Origin of the sequence: Klugiella xanthotipulae, from assembly GCF_006716695.1 — a bacterium.
GTDB classification, from domain to species: domain Bacteria; phylum Actinomycetota; class Actinomycetes; order Actinomycetales; family Microbacteriaceae; genus Klugiella; species Klugiella xanthotipulae.
Genome location: NZ_VFPN01000002.1, coordinates 251,743 through 276,296 on the forward strand (window position 1 = coordinate 251,743; position 24,554 = coordinate 276,296).

Annotated in this window: 28 protein-coding genes and 1 tRNA gene; 15 read left to right on the forward strand and 14 right to left on the reverse strand. The window is 64.6% G+C overall.

Going from position 1 to position 24,554, the window contains the following annotated elements; translation table 11 throughout:
- Window positions 1–114: 114 nt before the first annotated feature.
- Window positions 115–630, forward strand: a complete 516-nt coding sequence (locus FB466_RS07285) for a hypothetical protein (RefSeq protein WP_141917248.1) — start codon at window positions 115–117, stop codon at window positions 628–630.
- Window positions 631–662: 32 nt separating this feature from the next.
- Here FB466_RS07285 and FB466_RS07290 read toward each other — a convergent pair whose 3' ends face one another.
- Both FB466_RS07290 and argS read right to left on the reverse strand, forming a co-directional pair.
- Window positions 663–1,427, reverse strand: coding sequence for an LmeA family phospholipid-binding protein (locus FB466_RS07290; protein WP_141917249.1), 765 nt, complete (start codon window positions 1,425–1,427; stop codon window positions 663–665).
- Between the two features lie 31 nt (window positions 1,428–1,458).
- On the reverse strand, window positions 1,459–3,123 hold the full coding sequence (gene argS / locus FB466_RS07295) for an arginine--tRNA ligase (protein ID WP_141917251.1): 1,665 nt from the start codon (window positions 3,121–3,123) through the stop codon (window positions 1,459–1,461).
- A 225-nt stretch (window positions 3,124–3,348) separates the two neighbouring features.
- Here argS and FB466_RS07300 point away from each other — a divergent pair, with 225 nt between their 5' ends.
- The 3 genes from FB466_RS07300 (at window position 3,349) to FB466_RS07310 (ending at window position 4,677) form a co-directional block, all read left to right on the forward strand.
- The gene (locus FB466_RS07300; protein ID WP_141917252.1) at window positions 3,349–3,957 is read left to right on the forward strand and encodes a hypothetical protein; all 609 of its coding nucleotides are present in this window, start codon (window positions 3,349–3,351) and stop codon (window positions 3,955–3,957) included.
- A gap of 76 nt (window positions 3,958–4,033) precedes the next feature.
- Window positions 4,034–4,106, forward strand: a tRNA-Arg gene (locus FB466_RS07305).
- A 103-nt stretch (window positions 4,107–4,209) separates the two neighbouring features.
- Window positions 4,210–4,677 (forward strand): Type 1 glutamine amidotransferase-like domain-containing protein, encoded by a 468-nt coding sequence (locus FB466_RS07310; protein WP_211344784.1) that lies wholly within the window; start codon window positions 4,210–4,212, stop codon window positions 4,675–4,677.
- A 199-nt stretch (window positions 4,678–4,876) separates the two neighbouring features.
- On the opposite strand, the gene FB466_RS07315 is transcribed toward FB466_RS07310, so the two are convergent.
- The gene (locus FB466_RS07315) at window positions 4,877–5,845 is read right to left on the reverse strand and encodes an alpha/beta fold hydrolase (protein ID WP_141917254.1); all 969 of its coding nucleotides are present in this window, start codon (window positions 5,843–5,845) and stop codon (window positions 4,877–4,879) included.
- Window positions 5,846–5,878: 33 nt separating this feature from the next.
- Between FB466_RS07315 and FB466_RS07320 the strand changes: the two genes are divergently transcribed.
- Window positions 5,879–6,880, forward strand: coding sequence for a helix-turn-helix transcriptional regulator (locus tag FB466_RS07320; RefSeq protein ID WP_246054574.1), 1,002 nt, complete (start codon window positions 5,879–5,881; stop codon window positions 6,878–6,880).
- 265 nt (window positions 6,881–7,145) lie between these two features.
- Here the strand turns inward: FB466_RS07320 and FB466_RS07325 are convergent, their stop codons facing one another.
- Window positions 7,146–7,835, reverse strand: a complete 690-nt coding sequence (locus tag FB466_RS07325; protein ID WP_141917256.1) for a helix-turn-helix transcriptional regulator — start codon at window positions 7,833–7,835, stop codon at window positions 7,146–7,148.
- A gap of 73 nt (window positions 7,836–7,908) precedes the next feature.
- On the opposite strand from FB466_RS07325, the gene FB466_RS07330 reads away from it, so the two are divergent.
- Window positions 7,909–8,658, forward strand: a complete 750-nt coding sequence (locus FB466_RS07330; protein WP_141917258.1) for an alpha/beta fold hydrolase — start codon at window positions 7,909–7,911, stop codon at window positions 8,656–8,658.
- A gap of 71 nt (window positions 8,659–8,729) precedes the next feature.
- Here FB466_RS07330 and FB466_RS07335 read toward each other — a convergent pair whose 3' ends face one another.
- On the reverse strand, window positions 8,730–9,233 hold the full coding sequence (locus tag FB466_RS07335) for a hypothetical protein (protein WP_141917260.1): 504 nt from the start codon (window positions 9,231–9,233) through the stop codon (window positions 8,730–8,732).
- 90 nt (window positions 9,234–9,323) lie between these two features.
- Here FB466_RS07335 and FB466_RS07340 point away from each other — a divergent pair, with 90 nt between their 5' ends.
- From FB466_RS07340 to FB466_RS07350, 3 genes are all read left to right on the forward strand, one after another.
- Complete coding sequence (locus FB466_RS07340) at window positions 9,324–9,785, forward strand: hypothetical protein (protein ID WP_141917262.1); 462 nt, start codon at window positions 9,324–9,326, stop codon at window positions 9,783–9,785.
- 97 nt (window positions 9,786–9,882) lie between these two features.
- Window positions 9,883–10,068: a DUF5302 domain-containing protein gene (locus tag FB466_RS07345; protein ID WP_141917263.1), complete on the forward strand. Its 186-nt coding sequence runs from the start codon at window positions 9,883–9,885 to the stop codon at window positions 10,066–10,068.
- A 72-nt stretch (window positions 10,069–10,140) separates the two neighbouring features.
- A complete protein-coding gene (locus FB466_RS07350) occupies window positions 10,141–13,200 on the forward strand; it encodes a DEAD/DEAH box helicase (protein ID WP_141917265.1) in 3,060 nt (1,019 codons plus the stop codon).
- Window positions 13,201–13,319: 119 nt separating this feature from the next.
- Here the strand turns inward: FB466_RS07350 and FB466_RS07355 are convergent, their stop codons facing one another.
- Window positions 13,320–14,192 carry an NmrA family NAD(P)-binding protein gene (locus tag FB466_RS07355; RefSeq protein ID WP_170206057.1) on the reverse strand — a complete coding sequence of 291 codons (873 nt, stop codon included), beginning with the start codon at window positions 14,190–14,192 and terminating at the stop codon, window positions 13,320–13,322.
- 17 nt (window positions 14,193–14,209) lie between these two features.
- On the opposite strand from FB466_RS07355, the gene FB466_RS07360 reads away from it, so the two are divergent.
- Window positions 14,210–14,686 (forward strand): MarR family winged helix-turn-helix transcriptional regulator, encoded by a 477-nt coding sequence (locus FB466_RS07360; protein WP_170206058.1) that lies wholly within the window; start codon window positions 14,210–14,212, stop codon window positions 14,684–14,686.
- Between the two features lie 3 nt (window positions 14,687–14,689).
- Here the strand turns inward: FB466_RS07360 and FB466_RS07365 are convergent, their stop codons facing one another.
- Genes FB466_RS07365 through FB466_RS07385 form a run of 5 tightly spaced genes read right to left on the reverse strand, consistent with a single transcriptional unit; the run spans window position 14,690 to window position 18,208 of the window.
- Window positions 14,690–15,520 carry a MerR family transcriptional regulator gene (locus FB466_RS07365; RefSeq protein WP_141917270.1) on the reverse strand — a complete coding sequence of 277 codons (831 nt, stop codon included), beginning with the start codon at window positions 15,518–15,520 and terminating at the stop codon, window positions 14,690–14,692.
- Window positions 15,521–15,562: 42 nt separating this feature from the next.
- Window positions 15,563–15,994 (reverse strand): DUF1761 domain-containing protein, encoded by a 432-nt coding sequence (locus tag FB466_RS07370; protein ID WP_141917271.1) that lies wholly within the window; start codon window positions 15,992–15,994, stop codon window positions 15,563–15,565.
- Window positions 15,995–16,003: 9 nt separating this feature from the next.
- On the reverse strand, window positions 16,004–16,444 hold the full coding sequence (locus tag FB466_RS07375) for a VOC family protein (protein ID WP_141917273.1): 441 nt from the start codon (window positions 16,442–16,444) through the stop codon (window positions 16,004–16,006).
- A 45-nt stretch (window positions 16,445–16,489) separates the two neighbouring features.
- Window positions 16,490–16,900: a DUF3054 domain-containing protein gene (locus FB466_RS07380; RefSeq protein ID WP_342777450.1), complete on the reverse strand. Its 411-nt coding sequence runs from the start codon at window positions 16,898–16,900 to the stop codon at window positions 16,490–16,492.
- 9 nt (window positions 16,901–16,909) lie between these two features.
- Entirely contained in the window at window positions 16,910–18,208 is a 1,299-nt protein-coding gene (locus FB466_RS07385; protein WP_141917274.1) for an MFS transporter, read from the reverse strand.
- Between the two features lie 114 nt (window positions 18,209–18,322).
- Between FB466_RS07385 and FB466_RS07390 the strand changes: the two genes are divergently transcribed.
- The 3 genes from FB466_RS07390 (at window position 18,323) to FB466_RS07400 (ending at window position 20,458) form a co-directional block, all read left to right on the forward strand.
- A complete protein-coding gene (locus tag FB466_RS07390; protein WP_211344785.1) occupies window positions 18,323–19,162 on the forward strand; it encodes a DUF3097 domain-containing protein in 840 nt (279 codons plus the stop codon).
- Between the two features lie 73 nt (window positions 19,163–19,235).
- Window positions 19,236–20,090: an arginase family protein gene (locus tag FB466_RS07395; RefSeq protein ID WP_141917277.1), complete on the forward strand. Its 855-nt coding sequence runs from the start codon at window positions 19,236–19,238 to the stop codon at window positions 20,088–20,090.
- Window positions 20,091–20,098: 8 nt separating this feature from the next.
- Entirely contained in the window at window positions 20,099–20,458 is a 360-nt protein-coding gene (locus tag FB466_RS07400) for a Fe-S oxidoreductase (RefSeq protein ID WP_141917279.1), read from the forward strand.
- An 8-nt stretch (window positions 20,459–20,466) separates the two neighbouring features.
- Here the strand turns inward: FB466_RS07400 and FB466_RS07405 are convergent, their stop codons facing one another.
- The gene (locus FB466_RS07405; RefSeq protein ID WP_141917280.1) at window positions 20,467–20,889 is read right to left on the reverse strand and encodes an SIP domain-containing protein; all 423 of its coding nucleotides are present in this window, start codon (window positions 20,887–20,889) and stop codon (window positions 20,467–20,469) included.
- A gap of 119 nt (window positions 20,890–21,008) precedes the next feature.
- Here FB466_RS07405 and FB466_RS07410 point away from each other — a divergent pair, with 119 nt between their 5' ends.
- Window positions 21,009–21,908, forward strand: coding sequence for an alpha/beta fold hydrolase (locus FB466_RS07410; protein WP_141917282.1), 900 nt, complete (start codon window positions 21,009–21,011; stop codon window positions 21,906–21,908).
- Here FB466_RS07410 and FB466_RS07415 read toward each other — a convergent pair.
- The gene (locus FB466_RS07415; protein ID WP_170206059.1) at window positions 21,905–22,651 is read right to left on the reverse strand and encodes a tyrosine-protein phosphatase; all 747 of its coding nucleotides are present in this window, start codon (window positions 22,649–22,651) and stop codon (window positions 21,905–21,907) included. The two genes, FB466_RS07410 and FB466_RS07415, sit on opposite strands and share 4 nt — an antisense overlap.
- Window positions 22,652–22,719: 68 nt before the next feature.
- Here FB466_RS07415 and FB466_RS07420 point away from each other — a divergent pair, with 68 nt between their 5' ends.
- The gene (locus FB466_RS07420; RefSeq protein WP_141917285.1) at window positions 22,720–24,120 is read left to right on the forward strand and encodes an amidase; all 1,401 of its coding nucleotides are present in this window, start codon (window positions 22,720–22,722) and stop codon (window positions 24,118–24,120) included.
- Here FB466_RS07420 and FB466_RS07425 read toward each other — a convergent pair.
- Window positions 24,078–24,554 (reverse strand): hypothetical protein, encoded by a 477-nt coding sequence (locus FB466_RS07425; RefSeq protein ID WP_141917287.1) that lies wholly within the window; start codon window positions 24,552–24,554, stop codon window positions 24,078–24,080. The two genes, FB466_RS07420 and FB466_RS07425, sit on opposite strands and share 43 nt — an antisense overlap.

The following is a 24,554-nucleotide window of genomic DNA, read 5'->3' on the forward strand; positions in this document are numbered from 1 at the left end:
TATCCTAGCGGGCGGCGTATGCAGGGGGTGGCCCGGGCCTCGTGTGTGACGACAGAACCGGGCACTGCCCCTCTTCCGTGCCCCACAGCGGCCAAGCTGCTACCGTCTGTGAGTGTGAACTCCTTGGACGCTCCCGTCACCACTCCCGCCAGCGTCTCCTTTTCTGCGGCGGGCTGGTACTTCCTCTTCTACACGCCCGTGATCTGCCTGGCCATCGCCAATAGTGCACCCTCCCTACCGGGGATCGTCGCCCTCGGCCTGACCGTGATCGCCTCGGCTGGGCTGGCCGTCCTCTTTTTTGTACAGGCCCGCTCGCTGCGCAACGAGGCCCGGAAACGCAGCGCACCCGAGCGCAGCCGAGCCTTCCCCAAACAGCTACTGGGCGGGCTCCTCGTTCTCGCGGGAAGCGTCTATGCCATCATGTCGGCCTCCCTGGTCTTCTCCGACCTCGTGACCTCGACCGCGATTGACGGGGGAAACGGAGGCCTCGGTGGTGCCTTTGCCTTTGTACGCACCTCTCTCGTGTCGGTGAGCGTGCTGGCCCTCGGCGCAATGCTTGTACGGGCGGGGAGCCGATACCCTGGCCGCGATGGACTCACCGCTGCGGGGTCACACACCGCGGCACGCTGAGCCGATGCAGGAGCGCACCCCGCGATCACGGGCTACGCGCAGGAACCCGCCTCGCGCTGCTCCGGATTCGCAATAAAATCTGCGGCGAGCGTGAAATCGAACACGAGATTACTACCCTCCGCGGTCACGCCGTCCAGGGTTGCACCGCGGGGAAAGTACTGCGCTACGCACGCGGTCCGAGGGTCAAGACTGTCGCCCAGCCTGCTGCCGTAGGCTGCCCGGAGTTCATCGAAGGTCTTCCCCACACCGTCCTCGGCCGCTCGTGCCGGTGTTATTACCAGGTTCTGGCCCTGCACCGTCAGGTCGAGCCACACCTCAAACACCCGGCTATACCCGGCAACATAAAAACCCCTCGTAACCTTCACCTGGTCACCGTCGGCGCTCAACCCAACCAGTTGGTTATCAGCCGCGGCGACAGCCTTCTCGGCGAGGGTGTTCGCAGGCATGGTCACCCGGAGCTTGCCACTCGTAAACGGGATGGCGGCGTCAACCGGCATCCCGGTGAGCGTCAGATAAAGATCCCCCGTTGCGCTGCCCAGGGTGGCTTCGGGGGCCGTCACCGTGACATCATCCAGGCGACCCGAGGCCAGCTGGGTAAAGATCGAAAAGCCCCCAATCTCGGCGATGACCCGCTTGCGATCCGCCGGGTCTACCCGATCAGAGACCGCTCCCGCGATGACGTCGGCCACTCGAGCCCGCACCCAGGGGTCAATCACCCCCACACCCCAGGCAAGCAGCCCGAGAAGCACGGTAAACACCGACAGGGTGATGACGAGGCGTTTCATGGTCTTGTTCACTGTTACCCCCGGGGCTCGATGAAAGTGATCGTTACATGCGTTCGGGGGCGTTGACGCCCAGGAGGTCAAGCCCGTTGCGGATCACCTGACCCACGGCATCGTTGAGCCATAGTCGCGTGTGGTGAATCTCGCCGACCGGCTCATCGCCCATCGGCGTCACGCGGCAGAGATCGTACCAGCGGTGATAGTTGCCGGCCAGATCCTCAAGATAACGAGCAATCCGGTGCGGCTCACGCAGCAGCGCCGAGTGAGCAACCACACGCGGGTACTCCTGCAACGCACCCAGCAGCACACTTTCGGTCTCGTGGGTGAGCAGCTCCGGCCGGAACACCTCGCGGGTAACCCCGGCAGCGGCGGCGTTGCGATCAACAGCACTCGTGCGGGCGTGGGCGTACTGCACGTAGAAGACAGGGTTATCGTTGCTGCGGCTGCGCAGCTTCTCACCGTCGAGGGCGAGCGGCGAGTCCGCCGGATATCGGGCCAACCAGTAACGGAGCGCGTCGGCACCCAGCCACTGCAGCAGATCATCCAATTCGATGATGTTACCGGCCCGCTTGGACAGCTTCGCCCCGTCCAGGTTGACCAGCTGACCGATGAGCACCTTGATGTTGACGTCTGGGTCTTCCCCCGCCGCCCCCGCGAGGGCCCGCAGACGATGCACATAACCGTGGTGATCGGCTCCGAGCAGGTAAATCTTCTCGGTGAAGCCGCGGTCCTTCTTACTGAGGTAGTAGGCGGCATCCGCAGCGAAATAGGTGTAAATGCCGTTGCCACGGGTGAAGACGCGATCCTTATCGTCGCCGAAGTCGGTGGTGCGCACCCACACGGCGTCTTCCTCGTCAAAGACGTGCCCCTGCTCACGCAGGCGACCGATGGCATCCTCAATGGGACTCACCCCCGTGGCGGGGTCGGTCTGGTGCAGGGTACGCTCCGAGAAAAACACGTCAAAGTGCACGCGGAAGTTTTCGAGCGACCGCTTAATCTCGGCAAGCTGCAACAGGTAGGCGCGCTCGCGGGCCTCGGCGAGTGCCTCCGCCTCGGGCAGGTCGAGCAGATCGGGACGCTGGGCGAGCACCTGTCGGGCGAGCTCAGCAATGTAGGCACCGGGGTAGCCACCCTCGGGGGTGGGCTTGCCCTGGGCCGCGGCCAGCACGGACAGGCCAAACTTGTCCATCTGCGCACCGGCATCATTGATGTAGTACTCGGTGGTGACGGCAGCCCCGGATGCCGTGAGCACGCGGGCAATAGAGTCGCCGAGCGCCGCCCAGCGGGTGTGGCCCATATGCAGCGGACCCGTGGGGTTGGCCGACACAAACTCCATGTTGATGCTGAGACCGTCGAGCGAGGCGTTATGGCCAAAACTGCCCGCGGCCGCCACAATCTGTGTGACAATCTGACCCGCGGCGGCGGCATCCAGGCGGATGTTAATGAAGCCGGGGCCGGCCACCTCCACCTCGGACACGCCCTCAACCCGTCGCAGACCCACTGCGATCTCGTCCGCAAATGCGCGGGGGTTGGTGCCTAGACGCTTCGCAAACTTCATCGCGACGTTGGACGCCCAGTCTCCGTGGTCACGGTTGCGGGGTCGTTCGAGGAGCACATCGGCGATGGTTGCGGTAAAATCCGCCTCGTCGTGCTGCGCAATGGCAGAGTTGACGATGGCGAGGAGGGCTTCGGAGAGTTCGGCTGGTGTCACGAAGAATAATCCTAGTGTTTCCGCCTGACCGGTTACGGAGGGTGAGCGATTTTCCGGCGTTTATCCAGGCTCACGTCCAGATTTCTCCCGGATACCGTGGACTCCCCGAGAGGAACCGGCGCGTTGCACCACCACGAGCATCCACGTTGTTACGCTCGATGCAGCACCGCTCTGATGCTCAGCGCGGGCGAACACTACCCTTCTTATGTCACCCGGGAGAACACTATGACATCGCGCATCGCCCGCCCCCTCAGCTTAATGACCGCCGCCCTCCTCGCAGCCGGAACACTCTCGGCCTGTGCGAGCAGCGACAGTAACCCGGTGGGCCTGCCCACCTCCCCCGCTAGTCCCTCGGCACCCCCGACCACCACCACACCGGCCACGCCCGCGCCCACCACACCCGCCAACGGAACAATCGCGGGCACCGATCCGGGCGTGGCCTGCGACACGATACTGCCCCAGGCCACCGTCGATACCGTGGCTACGGGGTTCTCGGCTCGCGAGCAGTTCAGCCCGGCCGACCCCACCGTCAAAGACGTGATCACCGCGGGTGGCACGCTGTGCGCGTGGGAGAGCGAAAGCGGGGGCTTCTCTATCGAAATGGCCGTCATCACTCTGAACGATGACGCCGTGCCGACCGCAACCGCGCAGTACCTCGATAAAGGAACGCCCACCACACTGTTCACCGCCGATGCGGCATCCTTCACCGTGCAGGACCGCGCCGACCTGGCACAAGCCATTAAAGGCAACACCTGGATCGTGATGTCGTCGGCCGTATTTGCCACGGACGCCGAGGCCGCTCCCCTGATGAACCAGGCGCTGCGCTCGTTCTAACGTGGAGTGGGGACACGATGCCCGGGCCGGATGCGGAGATTTGCCGCCGCCGATGCTAATGTTGTTGAGGTCCCGAGCCCCCTTAGCTCAGGGGATAGAGCGTCTGCCTCCGGAGCAGAAGGCCGCTGGTTCGAATCCAGCAGGGGGCACCCAATGTTCGGAGTTGCGACCTCGTAAACAGGGTCGTGGGTTCGGCGGGGAATTCATTCGTGTCCGGGGAGCCCGTCGGAGGCCGTTGGTAGCCTGAGGACAATGGATTTGCTCTTGCTCTCAATCAACGTCGGTGCCGTGCCTGGTTTCCTCACTCAGTGCGTGGGATCGCTTTCCCGACCGTTGCGGCTTGGGTACATTTCAGACGCGGCTGAGGGGATGCCGTTTGCTGCCCGAGAGCGCGCTGGCGTGGAGGCGCTCGGGTACGACATCGTCGAGATTCTCGCTCGCGATACCGACTCGGAGAGCTTCGGCAACACGCTGGACTCTCTTGATGCTGTGTATGTGGCCGGCGGTGAACCCTTTGTGCTACTCGAAGCGCTTCGGTCAAACGGAACCGGCGATGTGCTCGCTGAGCGCGTGCGCGCCGGGCTCCCCTACATAGGGTGCAGTGCTGGTTCGATCATTGCGGGGCCGTCAATCGCTCCCGCTGAGTTGATGGATGACCGAGGGGCTGCCCCTGCGCTTCGCGTCACCGCCGAGGGATCCGAGATCATGACCTCACGTTGAGCCAAACTAAGTTCGAATCTTGAGCCCAGGCGGGCTCGATTCGGAGATTCCGGGCGGCTCAGTAGTCCATGGAACGTCTGAATCGAGCACGCGAGACGTAGGGCGCGGGTCCCGACAGGTCTGCTCTTACGAATGCCGAGCGGAGGGGCGCCTCCAGATCGCCTACGATTCTTTTGGGGTCTGGGATCAGCGCCTGTGGCTACTCGTCTGACGTGGCGGCGGTCTTGTCGCGATTTAGCCACTCCAGAATTACGCGATTGGTGTCCTCCGGCCTTTCCTGCTGGATCCAATGTCCACTGTCAAGACGGACCTCTTCAACATTGGGAACGAACGCGGTGAGGTTCTCAGCCTGTTGAACAGCATCGCGATCTCCGTAGATCATGAGCGCAGGGTGGTGGATGACCGGGTCAACGTCGGCGAGCAGGTGCCAGTCTCGATCGAAGTTTCGGTACCAATTGATCCCGCCAGTGAAGCCGGACGCTTCGAAGGTGGAAGCGTAGACGGCACGGTCATGGTCGCTCAGTAGAGGCTCTCCCGGAGGTGTCGTGGTGTGGGCAATCTCAATCATCGTCATTCCGAGCTGCGGTGTACTGAGCGGTTCGTTCTTGCGATACAGGTTGTTGAGGAAGCGGGCCGGGTTCGCGTCGAACACCGCATCGGCAACGCCGGGTTCCCGGTTGAAGTGCACGAAGTAGTAGTCGCTACCGAGCACCGTTTCCATAAATTCGAGCCACGGTACCTCTCCGCGGACGGGGTATGGAAGGCTGAGGCAGATTATGCGGTTCACGCGCGTCGGGTGCAGCAGTGTGAGACTCCATACGACCATAGCGCCCCAGTCGTGACCGACGAAGGTCGCCTCTTTGTAGCCGTAGTGATCGAGAAGGGCGACGAGGTCGCCGGATAGATGCGCAACGTCGTACGCGGTCACGTCTGATGGGTGGGTCGAGTTGCCGTAGCCTCGTTGGTTGGGTGCGATGACGTGGTAGCCCGCGTTGACGAGCGCGGGCACTTGGTGCCGCCAGGTGTAGGCGAGGTCCGGCCATCCGTGACAGAGCACAATGGGGTTACCTGCGTTCTGCCGTCCGGCTTCGAAGACCTCCAGTTCAATGCCGTTGAGGGAGATTATGGTGGGCTCGGGGAAATCGGTAGCGTTCTGGGCTGAGTTCATAACTCCAATCTAGAAGCGTATACAGGACACCTGATGACCGGTTTTTCTGAGAGTATGGTCAGTATGCGATCCGACCGGCTGGTGGCCATACTCCTAATGCTGCAACGCCGCGATGTGGTCACTGCCCCCGAGGTCGCCAAAGAGCTCGAGGTATCTGAGCGCACGGCACGCCGTGACCTCGACGCTCTGAGTATGGCAGGAATCCCTCTCTATTCGGTTCGGGGACGGCACGGCGGTTGGCGCCTCCTCGGAGGGGGCCGTACCGATCTGTCTGGACTCACGGCAGGCGAGGCCCGTGCACTGTTTCTGGTCTCCGGCTCCGCCGCGGCGACGACCCCGGCGGTGAAAGACGCGCTGCGGAAGCTCGTTCGCGCCCTACCCGAGCCCTTCCGTGACGAGGCGGAAGCGGCCGCATCCGCTCAGGTAGTCGACCCACATCCGTGGGGTTCGTCTCGCGTCGATCAGTCTCCCCCTGATTTTCTCGATGCACTGTACGATGCCGTGATCCTCGGCACTCAAGTGCGGCTCGGTTACATAAGCAGCGCTGGCATCGAGACTGACCGGATCGTCCACCCGCTGGGTGTCGTCGCGAAGGGGCTGTTCTGGTATCTCGTCGCTCACACCGATGCGGGACGGCGCACCTTCCGCATTGATCGAGTCTCAGCCGTCATGCCGACGGAAGAGCCGGTCCAACGCCCTCTGGACTTCGATCTCGCGGAGGCTTGGCATCAAATCGCCGATACTATCGACCGCAGGCGTGCACCTGTTGAGGTCCACGCAACCTGCGCTCCCGAGGGGATCGGTTTCTTGCGCACCGCCGTCGGTCGTGATCTGGAGGTTGGGAACGCTGATGCTGACGGGCGCATCCCTGTCGTCATCCACGGTCACAGCGAGTACGGGCTGGCTGGACACATTTCCGGGCTCGTGGAGTGGCTCGATGTCACCGGCCCTCACGGAGTGCGTAACCACCTCGCAACCATCGGAACCGCTCTTGCGGAGCGATATAGCCCTCGTGGCCGGTTCGACGACGAATAAGGTAACTCGCGCACACCACACACAAACCCCCGGACACAAGACCCGCGAGTATCCTCACACCTGGTGTGATCGCCTCCCCCGTGATCGCAACGTAACGTCATCCAACCTGAGATAGCGCCCTACGGTGCGGGGATCCACATCCAGTATGGAGCCCAGGTCCACCAGCGCGTGGCCACTTAAGGGAGAGTGTTCGAGCACGATTCACCCGGTCCACGTCGAGCCCTGACTGTCACCGATTCACCCATTCCTTATAACCCGGCTTGCCTCAGTTCTGCACGGACCTTGCCGTCGCCGGGGGTATACCGACTTCCTGAATCTGGTGACCACTACAGGGAATCTTGGTGACACTCGCCTGTTCTATTCGTGCCATCAGGAACCAGCGGATATCGCTGCGTAACCGGCACCAGCCGATCAGGTACCAACGATCATGAGTGGATCCAAACATGATCGGCTCTACGTCACGAATCGTCTCGTTGCCATCACCCGAGACATAGCGAATACGAACAACACGTTGATCGGCCATCGCTTCTTCGAGGGCCGACCTGACAACACGCTGAGAAGAGGACGGCCTGTTCACCCAAATGCGGCTTGCAAGCTCGTCAGCTTTCGCTCGGGTCCGAGGGTCGAGAACGTCCAGAATCTTCCGCACACCAGAGGAAGCCAAATCTGCGTAAGGAGCCTCGGAAGCGGTTGAAACGGCCGCGAGTAGCGCCACCGCTTGCGCAGGGGTGAGGCTAACCGGCGGGAGGTTTGCACGAGTGGCCACACCGTAGCCGCCGCCGGGCCCTGGGCGTGACCAGATCGGCGCACCGCTGTTCTCCAGGGCGGTGAGATCCCTTTTGACCGTCCGCACGGACACGCCGAATTCCTCTGCGAGCCGATCAGCAGTGCATCCACGGGAACCGTTACGGCGCAGCATCTCAGACAGGGCGTGAAGTCGCTCTGCCCGCTTCACTCCTGAACCTCAGAGAAAATCATGTCAGAAATAGTGACATACAGCTGTCCTGAGGGCAAACTAGCATCACAGTATGACGACACATACGCATGAACCAACCATCATCCTGATCGCCGGTCACTGGCTAGGTGCCTGGGCATGGGATGAGGTGGTGGAGCACCTCGCCGCCGCTAACCCTAACCAACGAACCATTTCACTGACCCTACCCGGCTTGGACCAGGGCGATCGCGAACGAGCGTCGAGGACTCTCGACGACCAGGCGACGGCAATCACACAGGCCATGAGTCAAGCCGCAGCTTCCGTCGAGCAGCCGGTGGTCATCGCGGCACACAGCGGGGCCAACGCCCCGGTCAGTCTTGTGCTCGATCAGTGCCCCGAACTCGTGAAACGCGTGGTCTGGATCGATAGCGGGCCGGTAGCATCTGGAAGCGTTTTCGCCCCGGATATGCCGCAGGAACTAGCCGAACTACCCCTGCCGCCTTTCGACGTACTCACGCAACAAGCAAGCATTGAGGGTCTCAGCAGTCACGCTCTCGAGCGCTTCCGAGCCAGGGCAGTTCCAGAGCCCGGCCCTGTACTTCGTCAGCCAGTGAAACTTACCAATGATGCCCGCCTGCAGGTCCCGACCACCATGGTGTGCTGCTCGATCTCGAGCACACAGCTGATGGAGCTAGCCAACGCCGGTCACCCCATGTTCGCCGAAGTCGCCAACCTCCTGCACCGTGATTTTATTGACCTTCCGACCGGACACTGGCCCATGTGGAGCCGCCCCGAAGACCTCGCCCAAATCATCTCTCACGCAGCACGTTCCTCAATGTCATGACATCACTGACGTCAGGGCGCGAGACGAGATTCGAATATTATCCAGGCCGGGAACCCACGTCTTGATGAGCCCTACCGGTTACCCTGCGGCGCGGTCCGCTCCCGCTCCAGTCGCCGGATCAACCGGTACACAATAATCAGCGGGATGATCCCGAACACCCCAAACGACATATCAATCAGCTGCCAACCCGGCGGAATCCCCCGAACCGCACCCGCGATGAGGGCGAGCGGAAGCACACCGGCGCAGGCAATCATCCCCCACTGGATCACCCAGACGTTGCGGATCGGGTCGCGCAGTGGGCCCCAGAACGCCGCCGCAATCACGAGGTGCGCAAACGCGAGCCAGTCCGAGGAGTAGGCCATAAATGAGTAGCGGTTATTGGTGTCAATGAGCCCGTCGCGCACCCGATCCACCCACTCCAGCAGGCCGGGCAGCAGATCGGCCAGCGGCGAGCTATGCAGCACCGTCGAGGCCAGCCGCAACTCCGCTTCGAGGGGGAAGGCCGTCACGCCACTCAGCACGAGCGCAACGATGAAGAAGACGATCCACACCCGGATCTGCGTGACGGTAGTCATCCGCCCAGCCTAGGGCGTAGCGGCGGGCGGTTCCGACGAACAATACAACTCCCCCTTGCCCCCGACCCGCCCTCCGCCTACGGTAAACGCATGACAGACACACCCGCGTCGAGCACCCAGCAGAGCGTCTTCCGCACCATGCTTATCGGCGTGCTGCTCTACAGTGTGGTCCTCGGTTTTTTCAACGACTACACGGATACCCTGGTCACCTCCTCCTACTCCATCACCTTCTCGATGGCAATCGTGATGCAGGCGCTCACCGCCGCAACGTTTGCGGTCAAGGTGCGCGTGGCACGAACGTTTCGGCGGAGCGAGCACCCCTGGAGCACGGTGGGGCTGATCTTTGGCGTCTGGCTGGTGCTCTTCCTCTCCAAATTTGTATTTCTCGCCGTGCTCGACGTGATGTTCCGAGATCAGGTTCAGATCAGCGGTTTTGTGGGGATCTTCCTCATCGTGGCCGCCCTAACCGTCGCACACCGGCTCGTCGATCTGGTCGATGGTTGGTTGGGGTCGCGCGGCAACTCACACCACGAACCCGCCCCCGCCGCGTAGATACGCTCGGCGCGTGTCGGCGACGCTCGTTAGACTGTCAGGGTCGCACATCCAGTGCGGCACGTTGATAGTTCAACGCCAGTCAGGGAGTTTCACGATGAGTTCCGACAACGACGCGCAGGCCGCGTCCGACGAGAGTAAACGCAAATTCCGCGAGGCTCTTGACCGCAAAAAGAAGCAGTCACAGGGCACGGGCGAGGACCGCCGAGACAGCACCGGCCGCGTCAACCAGGCGCACGGCCCCGCTGGGCATCAGCGGGAGTTCCGCCGCAAGAGCGGATAGACCCGTTGAGGGGCGGTGGGAGGATTCCCGCCGCCCCTCTTTTCGTGTCGGGGTCTGTGAGATCATTGCAGGATGTCACGCCCCGCGCAGCCCCACAGCGCTGCTGAGCCGCACGGGGATGCCTGGCGCATCGCGCTGAACGAGTTGCTGCCGACTAGCGGCGGCGAGGCCGCCAGCCCGCGAACACACGCACACACCGCGCTCGCCCTGTACTTCGAACTGCGCGAACTCATTCCGCGCTCCACCTCCAAGTGGAACGGCCCCACCTCCCGAACCGCGGGTGCCCCTCGCCGCGCTGGTCAGGACGGCATCGGTAACGGCGAGTACCGCCTGGCTGTGCGACCCGTGGCACGCACCGCCCGGGGGTGGGCACGGGGCAGCATCACGTGGTCAAATATCCCGCACCTGCTCAACCGGCAGAATCTCGACCCCGCCCAACATCGCTGGTTCTGCCAGTTTGTCGCCCTGCACCGCGCCGGTACACCGGCCACCCCCGGGCAGGATCTGGACTGGGTTTTCCTTGGCGACTGGGGCAATCCCGTGCTCTGGCAGCTGCTACGGCAGGCCGCAGAACTCGGTATTCCGTGTGTAGGGCCCACCGCCGCCGCAAGGGTCCTGGTGGGCGAGCGCGCCACACTGAACCTCACCGCGACCCGGGATGCCGACGGCATCCGAATGCGCCCCACCCTCACCATTGATGGCAGTGCGCTGCCCGTATCTGCCGCCCACGCAATCGGCACCCACGGCATCTATACATTCACCCTCACGAAGCCACACACCTACTGCGTAGCCCCCACGGAGATGCCACTCACCAGCGAGCAGCTGACCCTGTTGAGCAGTTCCCGGGCCGCCACCGGCATCACCGTTCCCGCCACCGAGGCGGACGAGTTTCTCCGCGACTTTCTCCCCCGGCTGCGTGAGGGCATTGAGGTGACCAGCCCGGATGTCTCGATACCACTGCCACCTCTCGCTCCACCCACTCTCGTCGTCACCGCAACCTTCGGCCCTCGGCACTCGCTCACACTCGCGTGGAGGTGGGAGCACCGGCGACGCGCGAGCGAACCGCCCCGCGTGCGGGATCTGCTGCCCGAGGGGGTGATACCGGAGAGCTGGTTCGCCGGTGCGGACGAGACCTCCGCCCTCCCCCGCAGCATCCGGCTACGCGGGATCGACGCCGCCGAGTGTGCCGTGCGGATACTGCCCGCACTTCAGGAAATTCACGGTGTACGGGTGGAATCTGCGGGCACCGACCCCCACTATCAGGAGCTCACCGGCACCCCACGACTCACCGTCACAACGATACCCACCGAGCGGCCCGACTGGTTCGACCTGGGCGTGATCGTGACGGTGGACGGGCAGGATGTTCCTTTTGCGCCGCTCTTCCGGGCGCTCGCAACGGGCACGCGCAAACTTCTGCTGGTGGATGGCCGTTACCTGTCACTCACCCATCCGGCTCTGGTCCCGCTTGCCGAACTGATCAGCGCGTCCGGCGAGCTTGCCGAGTGGGAGACAACTCCCGTGATGAGCAGGTACCAGACGAGCCTCTGGGCCGATATTGAGGATCTGGCCGACGAGTCCAGACCCGCCCGCGAGTGGCGCGACCTGGTCGCAGGACTGAGCGGTGACACCCCGCAGTCGGTGACGCCACCCCGGGGGCTGAACGCCACGCTGCGCCCCTATCAGGCCGAGGGATTCTCCTGGCTGGCCGTCCTCTGGCAGCAGCGGCTCGGGGCCATCCTCGCCGACGATATGGGGCTGGGTAAGACGATTCAGTGCCTCGCGCTCATGCAGCACGTCGCCGAGACGCGGCCACCGACTGGGGCGAGGCAGCCGTTCCTCGTGGTGGCTCCCACCTCGGTGGTGTCCACCTGGGTATCCGAGGCGCGGCGCTTCACACCCGACCTGGTGATATGCGAGATCACGACCACGGAGGCCGTGGGCACCGTGTCCCTCTCGGAGGCCGCGGCCATGGCCGATATTGTCGTCACCAGCTACGCACTCCTCCGCCTCGATATCGACGCGTACCGGGCCGTCGCTACGGGCTCCGGGTGGGCGGGGCTCATCCTCGACGAGGCCCAGTTTGTGAAAAATCACGCCTCCCGGGTGCACGAGTGCGCGCGGGATCTGCCCGTTCGGTTTAAGCTCGCGGTGACCGGCACCCCCCTCGAAAATTCCCTCACCGAGTTGCACGCGCTCACGGCAATCGTGGCCCCCGGGCTGTTCCCCTCACGTCGCCACTTTGTGGAGGAGTACGTGCGGCCGATCGAAACCGAAGCCGCCGGCGTGACCGCGGGCCCTGGTGCCGGCAGCGCGGTCGAAACTGCCTCCACCCTGCGCACCGAACGCCTGGACCGACTGCGGCGGCGCATCCGCCCGTTTATGCTGCGCCGCACCAAGGAAGTTGTCGCCCCCGAGCTGCCCGCGAAGCAGGAGCAGACCCTCCACATCGAGCTGACCCCCGAACACCGCGACCTCTACGATGTTTTCTTGCAACGCGAGCGTCGCAAGCTCCTGGGGCTGATCGAAGATCTTGACCGCAACCGCTTCATCGTTTTCCGCTCACTCACCCTACTGCGGATGCTCGCGCTGGACGCCTCCCTCCTCGACGACGCGTACGCCGGGATCCCCTCCGCTAAGCTCGACACCCTCCTCGAACAGCTCGGGGATGTGGTGCATGAAGGGCACCGGGCACTCGTCTTTAGCCAGTTCACAACGTACCTCGGGAAAGCGGCCGAACGGCTGGATGCGGCCGGTATCCGCTACACCTACCTGGACGGCAGCACGCTCAACCGGAGAACCGTCATTGAGGAGTTTAAAACGGGTGACGCCCACGTTTTCCTGATCAGCCTCAAGGCCGGTGGTGTGGGACTCACCCTCACCGAGGCCGACTACGTCTTCCTGCTCGACCCCTGGTGGAATCCCGCAACGGAAGCACAGGCCATCGACCGCACCCACCGCATCGGGCAGGATAAAAGCGTCATGGTCTACCGGATGATCGCGGCAGGCACAATCGAGGAGAAGGTGATGAAGCTGAAGGAGCGCAAGGCGGCACTCTTCGATGCGGTGGTGAACGATGAGGCGTTGTTCGGCTCGGCGCTCACTGCAGAGGACATCCGTGCGCTGCTCACGTAGCGCGTCACCACGTGACCCCCGGATGGGCTAAGCTTGGCCAGATAACCGCACAAGGCACCACCTATCGCTCGATTGAGACAGCTCGGTAGGTAGTGCCTTGTATGGTTTAAGGAAGGCGCTCAGCGCGACCAGACCTCCCGCTCGCGGCGTGCGAAACTGCCGAAGTCGCCCGGTGACCGCCCGGTGACCAGACGAACGTCATCCGTGAGACCCCCGGCCTTACCCCACCGGGCAATCGTATAGATCGCGCAGGTGACACCAACCATCCCCCACGGCATTCGCAGGGTACGACGGGCGTGACGGGCGAACCGAAACACACCGGGTTGCGAATAACGGATGGTTCGGCCGAGCACGCGAGAGAGTTCGGCGGCGATCTCGGTGTAGGTGAGTGCCGCCGGACCCGTGGGGGTATACGCCACATTGCTATGCAGATCCGGTCGAAGGAGCGCCGCGGAGGCAACGGCTGCAACGTCAATGGCATCAACAAATGCGGTGCGACCCGTTCCGGCGGGAATGAGAATCTCACCCCGATCCCGGATATCGCCGAGATGGGTCGTCAAAAGATTCTGCATAAAGAATGAGGGACGTACAAAGCAGTAGTCCACCCCCGCGGTGTCACGCAGCCACGCTTCGATCACCGCGTGGGGGACGATCTTGTTGCCCTCGGCCCCCTGAAGCGAGAGGAAAACGAAGAATTTTACGCCGATAGACCGTGCGTATTCGAGTGCGGGTAGCATCTGTTTCTTGGGCGCACCGAGCTGCGGCGGACGCATCAGGAACATTGAGGTCACACCGTCACAGGCCGCAGCCCAGGTTGCCGGATCGGTAAAGTCAAACTCAATCGCTTCGACTCGGTCGCCGAACCGTGAACGCACACTCTGCGCGGTACGGCCTGCAGCCCGGACAGAAAGTCCTGCCGCGAGGAGCCCCTCAGTAACGTGCGCGCCAACCGTGCCGGTTGCGCCGGTGACAAGAACAGGAGAGATCGTCATGCATGTATAGTACATGTATGCGACATGATCTCTCCGCTATCGACGATGCCCTACTGCGCCTTCGCCGCATCTGGGAGGCACCGTCGAGGGTGACGACCGAGCAGGGGACACCGATTGATACGTCCACCGTCCTGATTGTGGACGCGATCACCCGCCTCCGATACCCCGACGGCCCGGCCCACACCCCCGTCCATATCGCAGAGGTCGCCACCCGCTTAGACGTCACCCCCTCCACCGCAAGCCGCCTGGTCAACAAGGCTGTTGCTATCGGCATGGTCAGCAGAACTCCGAGCCCCCGAGACCCGCGCGCAGCAGCGCTTCACCTCACAGAGGAGGGCGAAAAACTCGCTCACTCCGCCCAGGCATTTCGTGAGGGCTACCTCGCACGCCTCGTCGCCCGGTGGAGCAGTTCAGAACTCAGCGTCTTCGCAACGCTACTGACCCGATTTGCGAACGAGGGTGAACAGATCGAGCCCTCCACCGCGCCACGGTGACGGCTAGTCGGCCACGATGGGGAGACAGATATCCGTGACCCAGGTGCTCGGATCGGGGTTCTGCCCCGGCCCCACGCGGTAGATGTTAAACATCGGCCCCGTGTTGAGCGTGTGCTCAGCGATGTAGGCCCCCAAGGAAGCCATCACCTGCGCGGTCAGCGTGTAGTCACCCCGCAGCGTGGCGCACACAATCTCACGTTCGGGCACCTCCACGCAGCGCAGCGGCGCCACCGGGGTGAAGGGCGCGGCGACCTGCACCCAGAGCTCAACGTCAACATCCGACTCCCGGTAGCCCTCATCGTAGAACGTCGCCCCCGCGAGGCCGCCCGCGGGGAAGGTTGCGGCCGAGCGGACGGTGAGCGGCATCATGGCCTCCCACAGGCGGCCCTCCTCCGGGTAGCTGCCGATGGTGTCGCGCAGTGTGGCGACGGTCATCGCCGGCAGGGTTCTGGTCTCAACGGTAAATTCCATAGGATGCTCCTTGATCATCGAACTCATGTGAACGAACGCCGCCACCCGCCGGGACAACTCGCCGCGTTCGGCCTCAAGCCGTTTCCGCTGGTCATCCATCAGGGTGCGCACGCGTGCAGGATCGTCACGGGCAGAGAGCACATCACGGGAGGCTTCGACTGAGAATCCGGCCTCGCGAAGGCCGGTCACCAGCCGGGCGGTTTCTAGCTGCTCCGACCCGTAGTAGCGGTACCCAGAATCCGGGTCCACCCACACGGGTACCAGGAGACCGTAGTCCTGGTAGTACCTCAGCATTCGCACACTGATGCGCGTGACCTGAGAAAACACCCCGATACGCAGCATCCCTGCGCCGTCACTATCCATGATTCGATTCGACACTCTCCCACACTGGCAGAGTCAAATCGGCTACACCACCCCCGCGGGCGGCCACACCCCAATAATCAACGCCATCACCACAATGGTGATGAGCTCATGCAGGCTGTTGAGTGCCGTGAGCTTGAGCGTGCGCAGGTCGAAGAGGTCGTGCACCAGGAGCCGTGCGGCCGTAAAACCCAGCCACAGTGCGAGTCCCGTTAGCACGGCGATCCCGAGAAAAGTCCCACCCCAGAAGGCGTAGGCCAGGAAAACCACCCCGGCCAGCACAGTCGCGGTCACCACGCTCGCGAGGAAGGCACCGACAAAGATCCACGGCGACCCGCCCTCCGTGGACTCGGGATCACGGCCCGTCCACCGCATCCAGACGTTACCAAACACGGGTGGCGCGTAGAACACCGCGCCAACAATCATGGTGGAGAGGGCGGCCGCAACCACAGCGAGCCAGTTGATGTCGATGTTCATGGCAAAATCCTATTCTGAAGCCGGGTCGGTGCCCGCAGGTAACGCGCCCTCGGGAATCGCGCTCTCGTCGAGATAACAGACTTCCCACGCATGCCCGTCCGGATCCTGGAAGGTGCGCAGATACAGGAAGCCCTCATCCGTCGGGTCTTTCGGGGCGATAGCCCCCATCGCGTAGGCGCGGTCGGCGAGCGCGTCCACCTCCGCCCGGGAGGCGAGACCCAGGGAGGTAATCACCTCAATGTGGGTATTGGAGTTGATGATCTGTTTGTCGGTGAACCGGGCGAAGGACTCCTCGGTCAACAGCATCACCATGATCGTGTCCGACACGATCACGCTCGCCGCGTTCTCGTCGGTGAATCGCCCGTCAAGAGAAAAACCGAGACCGCGATAAAACTCGGTGGCAGCGGCCAGGTTCGTAACCGGCAGGTTCACAAAAAGTGTTGGCGACATGGGCACAATGTACGCGCCCGCACGCACAAAAGAAAGGGGTTGCGTCTACGCCCGCCGACGCCTCACCGCGAAGAGCGCGACAAGCCGCCAACCCAACAGAAACAGCGCCGTGGCGACGCTCGCCACGATAACGAAACTCAGCTGAACACCCTGGCCGCTCGCCACGCGCAGCAGCATGCCACCGGCAACCGTGCACAGCCAGACGATCACACCGGGGTTCAGGATGCCCAGCGGCGCACGCCAGGCCCGCGAGATCAGCCAGCCCACGAGCATCCCGCTGACAAACGGCCAGATCGCGTTGAGGGCACCCAGCACGTCGAAACTTTCGGCGTGGCTGCGACGGCCGATCAGCACAAAGATCACCACCAACACCAGGTCGAGCAGGAAGGCCCCGGCCACCCGGGACGGTCCGGCGGCGGGCGTGGTACGGGTGGGTGTGCTGGGTGAAGAGGTCACTCCCCCAGCCTACGGCGTGGGGGCCTGTGCGTCATACCGGGCGAAGGAACCCACGGTACGCATCAGGATGGCCACAAGTAGCACGATCATCACGCCACCCAACAGCGGAGGTAGCCAGAGCAGGGCCGTCGTGGCGAGCAGCCCCACGTACAGGTCGCCCACGCGCGGACCGCCCGTGACCACGACGATGAAGAGGCCCTGGAGCCTGCCGCGCATAGCATCCGGAACGGCCGATTGCAGAATTGTGGTGCGAAACACCGAACTCACGTTATCCGCCGCCCCCGCCCCGGCGAGGAAGAGACAACCCCACATGATGGGGGCGACACGCGCCTCGCCCACGGTTCCCGTCGGCCCCCACCAACCAAGCGCCATCGTGAGCACCACCGTGCCGAAGCCCAGGATGCAGATGCCGTACACGGTCAACGCCCGCCCAATCGCCCGGCCCTGCCAGCGCACCGAACCGAGCGGACCGGAGAACACCGAACTGAGCAGCGCCCCGCACGCGAATGCGGCGGTGAGGATGCCCGCGGTCACGGCCCCACCACCCATCAGGATCGCACCGAGGGCCGGGTAGAGCACCCGGGGAAAGCCAAACGTCATGGCGATAATGTCGAGGAGAAAAGTCATCCGCACATTCGGGGCATGTCTCAGGAACGAGGCTCCCTCGCGCAGGGAGCGCCACCCCGGGGCCTCGGCCGTGCCGTCCGGCACGATGGGAGGCAGGGTGAGGATGCCGAGGAAGGCAACAGTAAAGAGCACCACATCAACGCTGTAGGTCCAGCCAAATCCCACCGAGGAGACGAGCACACCGGCCAGAGCGGGGCCAACGGTGACCATCACGCCCATACCAATTCCGTTAAGCGCGGCGGCAGCCGGGAGCAGATCAGCGGGGAGTAACCTCGGCATGATCGCGGAGCGGGCGGCACTCAGGATGGTGCTGGCCACGGCGTTCACGGTCGTGAGCAGGTACAGGGGCCAGAGCAGGTCAAGCCCGCCCCAGGCCACGACGGCAAGTCCGCCCACGCACAGCCAGGCAACGACGGCCGACCACAGGGCGACCGTACGACGGTCGTGGGCGTCGGCGAGCATCCCACCCAGCAGGCCAGCAACGATCATGGGCAGCAACGAGTAGAGGGCCACGAGCGAGACGGCGAGGGTGGAGTGGGTGAGGTCGTAGATGTGGAAGCCAACCGCCACGATGGTCATCTGCGAGCCGATACCCGCGACCGAGTTGCCCACCCAGAGTCGGGTAAAGGCGCGACTGGCCCGGAACGGCGCAAGATCGACGAAGAGGTTGCGTCCGGCCATCACGCGGCCCCGGCGGGGAAATGGGGGGTATGACTCACCGGATGCTCTCTGATTGTTTGTGGCGGGCGGTGCGCCCTCAGGCGACTTCCACTGTATCCGACCTATTCTCAAGTGGTGACAACGCACGACAGATACGGTAACGACGTCCTTTCCGGCGAGCGGCGGGGGGCTACTGCCCCCGACCCCCGGGCGGTCGAGGCCGCGCGCGACCTCGTGATCGAGCACACCGTGAGCGAGTGGTGCGGCGCGATCGTGGGTCTCTCCGGCGGTTTCGTGGAGCTAGAAGATTGGCGTGGCACCGTGCGGTCCTTCCCCGTGACCGACGGTTTCCTGATCGACGGCGAACGCGTTACCCTCGTCCCGCCACAGCGCCAGCCACCGGCGGGCCGCGCCCGCACCGCGTCGGGATCGTTCGCCGTTGCGGAGCAGCGTGCCCGCACGGCCCTGCCCAGCCGCATCTTCGTGGAGGGCCGACACGATGCCGAACTGGTCGAAAAAGTGTGGGGCGACGACCTGCGTATTGAGGGTGTTGTGGTCGAGTATCTGGCGGGAGTGGATAACCTCGCCGAGGTGCTTGACGCGTTCCAGCCCAGCCGTGAGCGGCGCGTGGGTGTGCTCGTAGACCACCTCGTGCCCCGCAGCAAAGAGAGTCGCCTGGCCGAGCAGATCATGGCGGGGCGGCACGGTGCCCACGTGCTGATTGTGGGGCACCCCTACGTGGATGTCTGGCAGTCAGTCAAACCGCAACGCCTCGGCCTCGATGCGTGGCCGAGCGTGCCCCGCACGATGGAGTGGAAGCACGGCATCTGCGAGGCGTTCGGCTGGCCACACGAGGATCAGGCCGACATCGCGCGAGCCTGGCAGCGCATCCTGGGCCGGGTGCGCAGCTTCCACGACCTGGAGCCAAGCTTGCTCGGTCGAGTGGAGCAGTTGATCGATTTTGTGACCGAGTAGCACATTCGCACGGGCTCCGCAGGCGAGTGCAGAGTACGATGGGGATGTTCGCCCTCGGAAAGGACGCCACGCCATGACCGTCGATTTTCTTGTTTTTCCGCAGTGGCAGGGTTCAGACTCCGCCCGGGCCATGCGCCTGGTTGATGGGGCCGACCTGCTCGCCCATGACCTCCCGTCAAGCAACACGCACCGCGTGGAGGTACGGTCCGGGGCTGGCGATAACCTGGGTACCAGCGTGCGTCGGCTATCGAGTGTGCTGTCCAACCGCGATAGTGCCCTGGCCGTGCTACACACGCTCACCCAGCCCACAATCACGGTGGGCGGTGACTGCGCCTCCGACCTCGCCGGCGTGACGCACGCCGTAGCCACACACGGGGCGGATAACCTGGCGGTTGTCTGGTTCGACGCGCACGGCGACCTCAACGCCGCTGACGACTCCCCGAGCGGGGCGTTCTCGGGTATGGTGCTGCGAACCCTCCTCGGCGAGGGCGAGAGCCCGTACAACGCGGAGACCCCGATTGACCCCGCGCGGCTCATTCTCGTGGGCGGACGCGACTACGGCGATGCAGAGCTGGCCGTGATTGAGCGGCTCGGTATCCGTCTGGTGTCCTCCCTGGAGGTGGATGACGGGGTCACCGTCGCCGAGACGGTCGCCGACGCCGTGCGTGCGACGGGCTCCTCACACGCGTACCTCCACATCGACCTCGATGTGCTCGACCCGGCCGAGTTTGAGAGCGTGCACGTACCCGTGCCGTTTGGTCTGACGGTCTCCCAGCTCACCGCATCCATCCGCGCGGTGCGGGCAACGGCGGAGCTTGCCGGGGCAGGCATCTGCGAGTTTGCGCCCGCCGACGTGGATGCTGCCGGTGACGACCTCACGACCGTGCTGCGCGTCATTGCCGCACTGACCAGCACCCCGACAGACTAGGGGCCGGTATGCGCGGCATCCTCACCCACTCGCCCCTCTCCCGACTCGGCTACCGATACGCCACGGCGGTGGGATTCGTGTGGGGGTTTCTGTGGAGCACCGGGCCGGTACAGCGCAGGAACGGCCTCTACGTGTTTACCGGGATGCCCCGCTGGGCATTCCGCCGCGGCGGGTCCTGCGTGGGGGCCTGCTATCTCACCCGGCACAACGCGGGAACGGCTGTGTTACGGCACGAGGCTGTGCACCGGCAACAGTGGGAGGACTACGGCCTGCTCTTTCCGATTCTGAACGCGGCCGCGGGCCGCAACCCCCTCACCAACCGCTTCGAGATTGAGGCGGGGCTGGCGGACGGCGGATACCTACCGTAGCGATGCCGCTACAGGCGGAAGGCCGCCGCGGTCATGATGGGTGCGCTCGGCACCTCGGGCCTACTCAGCAGCTCGCGCACCGGAGCAACAGTGCTGTCGGCACCGAGGAGCCACGGCTGCGCCCGGGAATCGTCGCCGCACAGCATCTCACTCGCCCACGCGGCCACCGCGCGACCCACCGTGATACCGGGGGGCGTGGTCTGCCGTGCGCTCTCGCGCACAAACCAGGTGATGGTCATCCGCGGCGGCGCGGCGAGAAACTCAATCTGGCTGCTGTGCTGTACCTCAACAAACACGCGCCCCCGGGAGCACAGTGGAAGCGTAGCGAGGCCGACCTCCAACTCGGTGAGCGATGATTCGTCAGCCACAATGAGGTACAGGGGCATATCCAGCGCCCTGCTGCGGTGCGCTCGGCGGATGGGGGTCGTCATAGGAATTACTATAGGGCAGGCTCACCTAACTTTCCAGTCGTTTCGGGAGCGAACCCTGTCCGCACCCACCGGGGACACACACAGCGCACGGAAAGCGTGAGACAGATTAGTCTGGTCGGATGTCTACCACACCGGAGCCGACGACCGAATTTTTCTTCCTGCCGGGCGACGCCGAACGCGTTGGTGCGGCGAGCATCCCGGCCGTGCGCCGCACCAGCCACGGACCCGCGGGCGCCACGCTCAGCGCCCTGCGTTACGGTACCGAACCGACAACCGTCACTCTCCTACACGGTGCAGGCCTCAACGCCCACACCTTCGACCCCACCGTGCTAGCCCTCGGCGAACCCGCGCTCAGCATTGACCTGCCGGGACACGGCGAGTCGGCCTGGCGTGTGGACGCCGACTACCGGCCCCAGACGATTGCGGCCCCCGTCGCGGCGCTCATAACCAGCGCAGTGAGCCGTCCGCAGACGCTTGTCGGCCAGTCGCTCGGCGGACTGACAGCCGCGGTCATCGCGGCCGAGCATCCCGAACTTGTTAACCACCTCGTGATCGTGGACGTGACGCCAGGAATCACACCCGATACCGGGTCGGCCGCCGTGCGCGAGTTCATCTCGGGGCAGCGAGACTTTGCCACGCGCGACGAGATCGTGGAGCGGGCCGTGCGCTTCGGCATCGGCGAAGACCGGGCGGCCCTGAAACGTGGGGTGTTCCTCAACACGCGGGTGCGCCCCGACGGTCGGTATGAGTTTCGGCACCACCTGGCCCACCTCACCGGCAGCGAGGAGACATTCAGCACCGACTACACGGAGCTGTGGGATGATCTGGCCCGCATCCGCGTGCCCCTCACGCTCGTACGCGCCAGCAACGGTTTTGTCACCGAAGCGGGGCTCGCCGAGTGGCGCGAGCGCCTGCCCCAGGCCCGCGTGGTTGAGGTCGCAGCCGGACACAACGTGCACGACTACGCGCCCGTGGAACTGGCCCGCATCATCCGTGAAGCCCGCGCATCCCTCGGCTAGAGGGGATCGTTGAGGATCACCCGCCGCAGGGTGGCCAGCTCGTCCTCGGTGAGACCCCCGCTGAGCAGGTAATTGGCGGCTGAACCGCAGGTGACCTCGACATGGGCGAGCGTATCGGCGATCACCCGGCGGGGGCTCTCCCCGACGAGGGCGCGCAACGCGGGGGTAATCGGTAAGCCCATCCGGGTGACCATCGCCAGGTGCCGGTCCAGCCACTCACCGGCCAGGTTGTCCTGGGTGAGTGAATAGTCGTCAATGATGTCGTCGCGGTCAACCCCCGCGGCCGCGAGCGCGAGCGCGATCACAATTCCCGTGCGGTCCTTACCCGCCGTACAGTGCACGAGGACGGGGGCGTTCTGGGCCTGCGAGAGGAGTCGCACGGCGGCGGCGTACTCCTCGGCAAACCCGTCGATCAGGGCGCGGTAAAACTCGATGAGCGTGATGTTGGGGCCGGAAAGGACACTGCCGACCCCCTGAAAGATGGGCGAGGAGACGGTCGCAAAGGTGAGGCCACCGGTACGACTGGGCGCAACGGTGCGCTCCTCATCGTCGCGCAGATCAATCACAGTCCTGATCCCCAATCGGGCCAACTGCTCGCGGCCCGTCTCGGTGAGGTGATGCAGCCCATCCGACCGATACAGGGTGCCCCATCGGGTGCTCGTACCGCTGGCACGCAGCCCGCCAATATCACGAAGGTTATAGAGCCCGTCAATCGAAATGGAGCGCCGCGCAACATCAGTCATAATTGCCATTCTGTCAGGTATTTTAGACCGGGAAAAGCCTCGGGGCTGCAATCGCGTAGCATCACAGCATGACCTTACATGGTGAGTTGAGCGCGAGTGGCCTGCGCAACGAATTGGCTGCCGGAAACGTGACCCCGCGCGAGGCGGCTGAACATTACCTGGCCGTGATTGACCGACTCAACCCGGAGTTGGGGGCATTCGTCACGGTGACGGCTGAGGCCGCGCTCGCCCGGGCCGACGCGCTACTGAGGGCGGGAATTCCCCGGGACGCAGGGACGCGGCCCCCGCTCTGGGGGATGCCCCTGGCCGATAAAGACCTCTGCGCCCGCGCAGGCATCCCCACGGGTCTCGGCTCGCGGTTGGGCGGCCAGATACCGGCGGTCTCTGATCCCCTCGTGCGCGACCTGGAGGCCGCGGGCTGTGTCAGTCTCGGCAAAACCAACACCCCGGAGTATGGTCTGTACGGCTACACCGAGAGCGCCGTCGCCCCGCCCGCCCGACACCCGGAAGCCCCTCACCTGGGCTCGGGCGGGTCAAGCGGTGGTGCCGCCACGGCGGTCGCCTCGGGGATGCTGCCCTGGGCTCCCGGCAGCGACGGCGGAGGTTCGGTACGCATCCCCGCCGCGGCCACAGGGCTCGTGGGGATCAAACCCACCCGGGGGCTCGTACCTGCCGACGCGGCCGCACCGCCCACACACACCGGTGTGGTCTCCGGGCCACTCGCCCACACGGTGGCCGGCGCCGCCCTCCTTCTCGACGGGATGAGGGGCGATACCCGCGAGCGCTACGGTGCGGCCCTGCGATCCGCACCGGGTCGCCTCCGCATCGCGGCAACCCGGAGCTCTGCCTGGGACGACGCCTACGAGATAACGCTCGACCCCGCCGCCGTGGCCGCCTATGAGGACGCCCTGGCAGCCCTCACCGCACTCGGTCACGACATCATCCAAGAAGAGTTCACCTACCCCCGCCTCGACTACGCGCACATCTTCACAACCGCCTGGCAGCGCTCGGCGGCGAGCCTTCCCGTGTCCACACCGAACGAGGAGGCGCGGCTCGAACCTGTCACCCGCGAATTGATGCACCGCGGTCGCGCGCTCAGCGCGGCAGAGAATGCCCGCAACGACGCAGACCTGGCCACATACGGCCGTTCACTGCGAGAGGCCGCTGCGCCCTACGATCTGGTACTCACCCCCGCCCTCGGCCAGAGCCCGCGGCCCGTCGGCTCCCACTCGGCGGATCCCGACACCAACTTTGCCCAGCAGGTGCGTTACTCGCCGTTTACCTCGGCGATCAACGTGGCCGGGATGCCCGCCATCACCCTGCCCGTCGGCCGGTACCGCGTCGAATTCACCGAGCGGGCACTGCCCATGAGCGTGCAGTTAGTCGGGGGCTTCGGACGGGATGCGCTGCTCCTCACCGCCGCGGCTCAGTTGAGCGAGGCCGTGGCCTGGACGCCCTCCGCCGTATAGGTGAGGGCCGCCAGGCGGAACGGCGGAAGTTCACGGGCGAGAATGGCCGCGGCATCCGCCCCGACCGTCATTACACCGCCGGTGATTGACGCGGCGACCGTGCCCACGAGATTACGGTTGGCAACCACCTCGGCAATCACGATATTGACCGCGCCCAGCACCTCCCCGGCCGGGACACCGGCCGACTCGACGCTCATCGCGACCCGTACGCCCGTGGGAGCCGCCGGTGGTGCGTCCACGGCGGGCCGCAGCACGAGGGTCACCCTACCAAAGAGTGCGGCCGCGAGAGCGACTTTAGTACCACCTCCCGGCACCTTGCGCAACAGCACATCCACGCGGTACACACCGTCCTCCTCGCGGAGGTTGACGAGGTAGTCGGGGAGGCGACGGGAGACGAGAGCGACGACCTCCGGGTGGGTGAGTGAGATATCCAA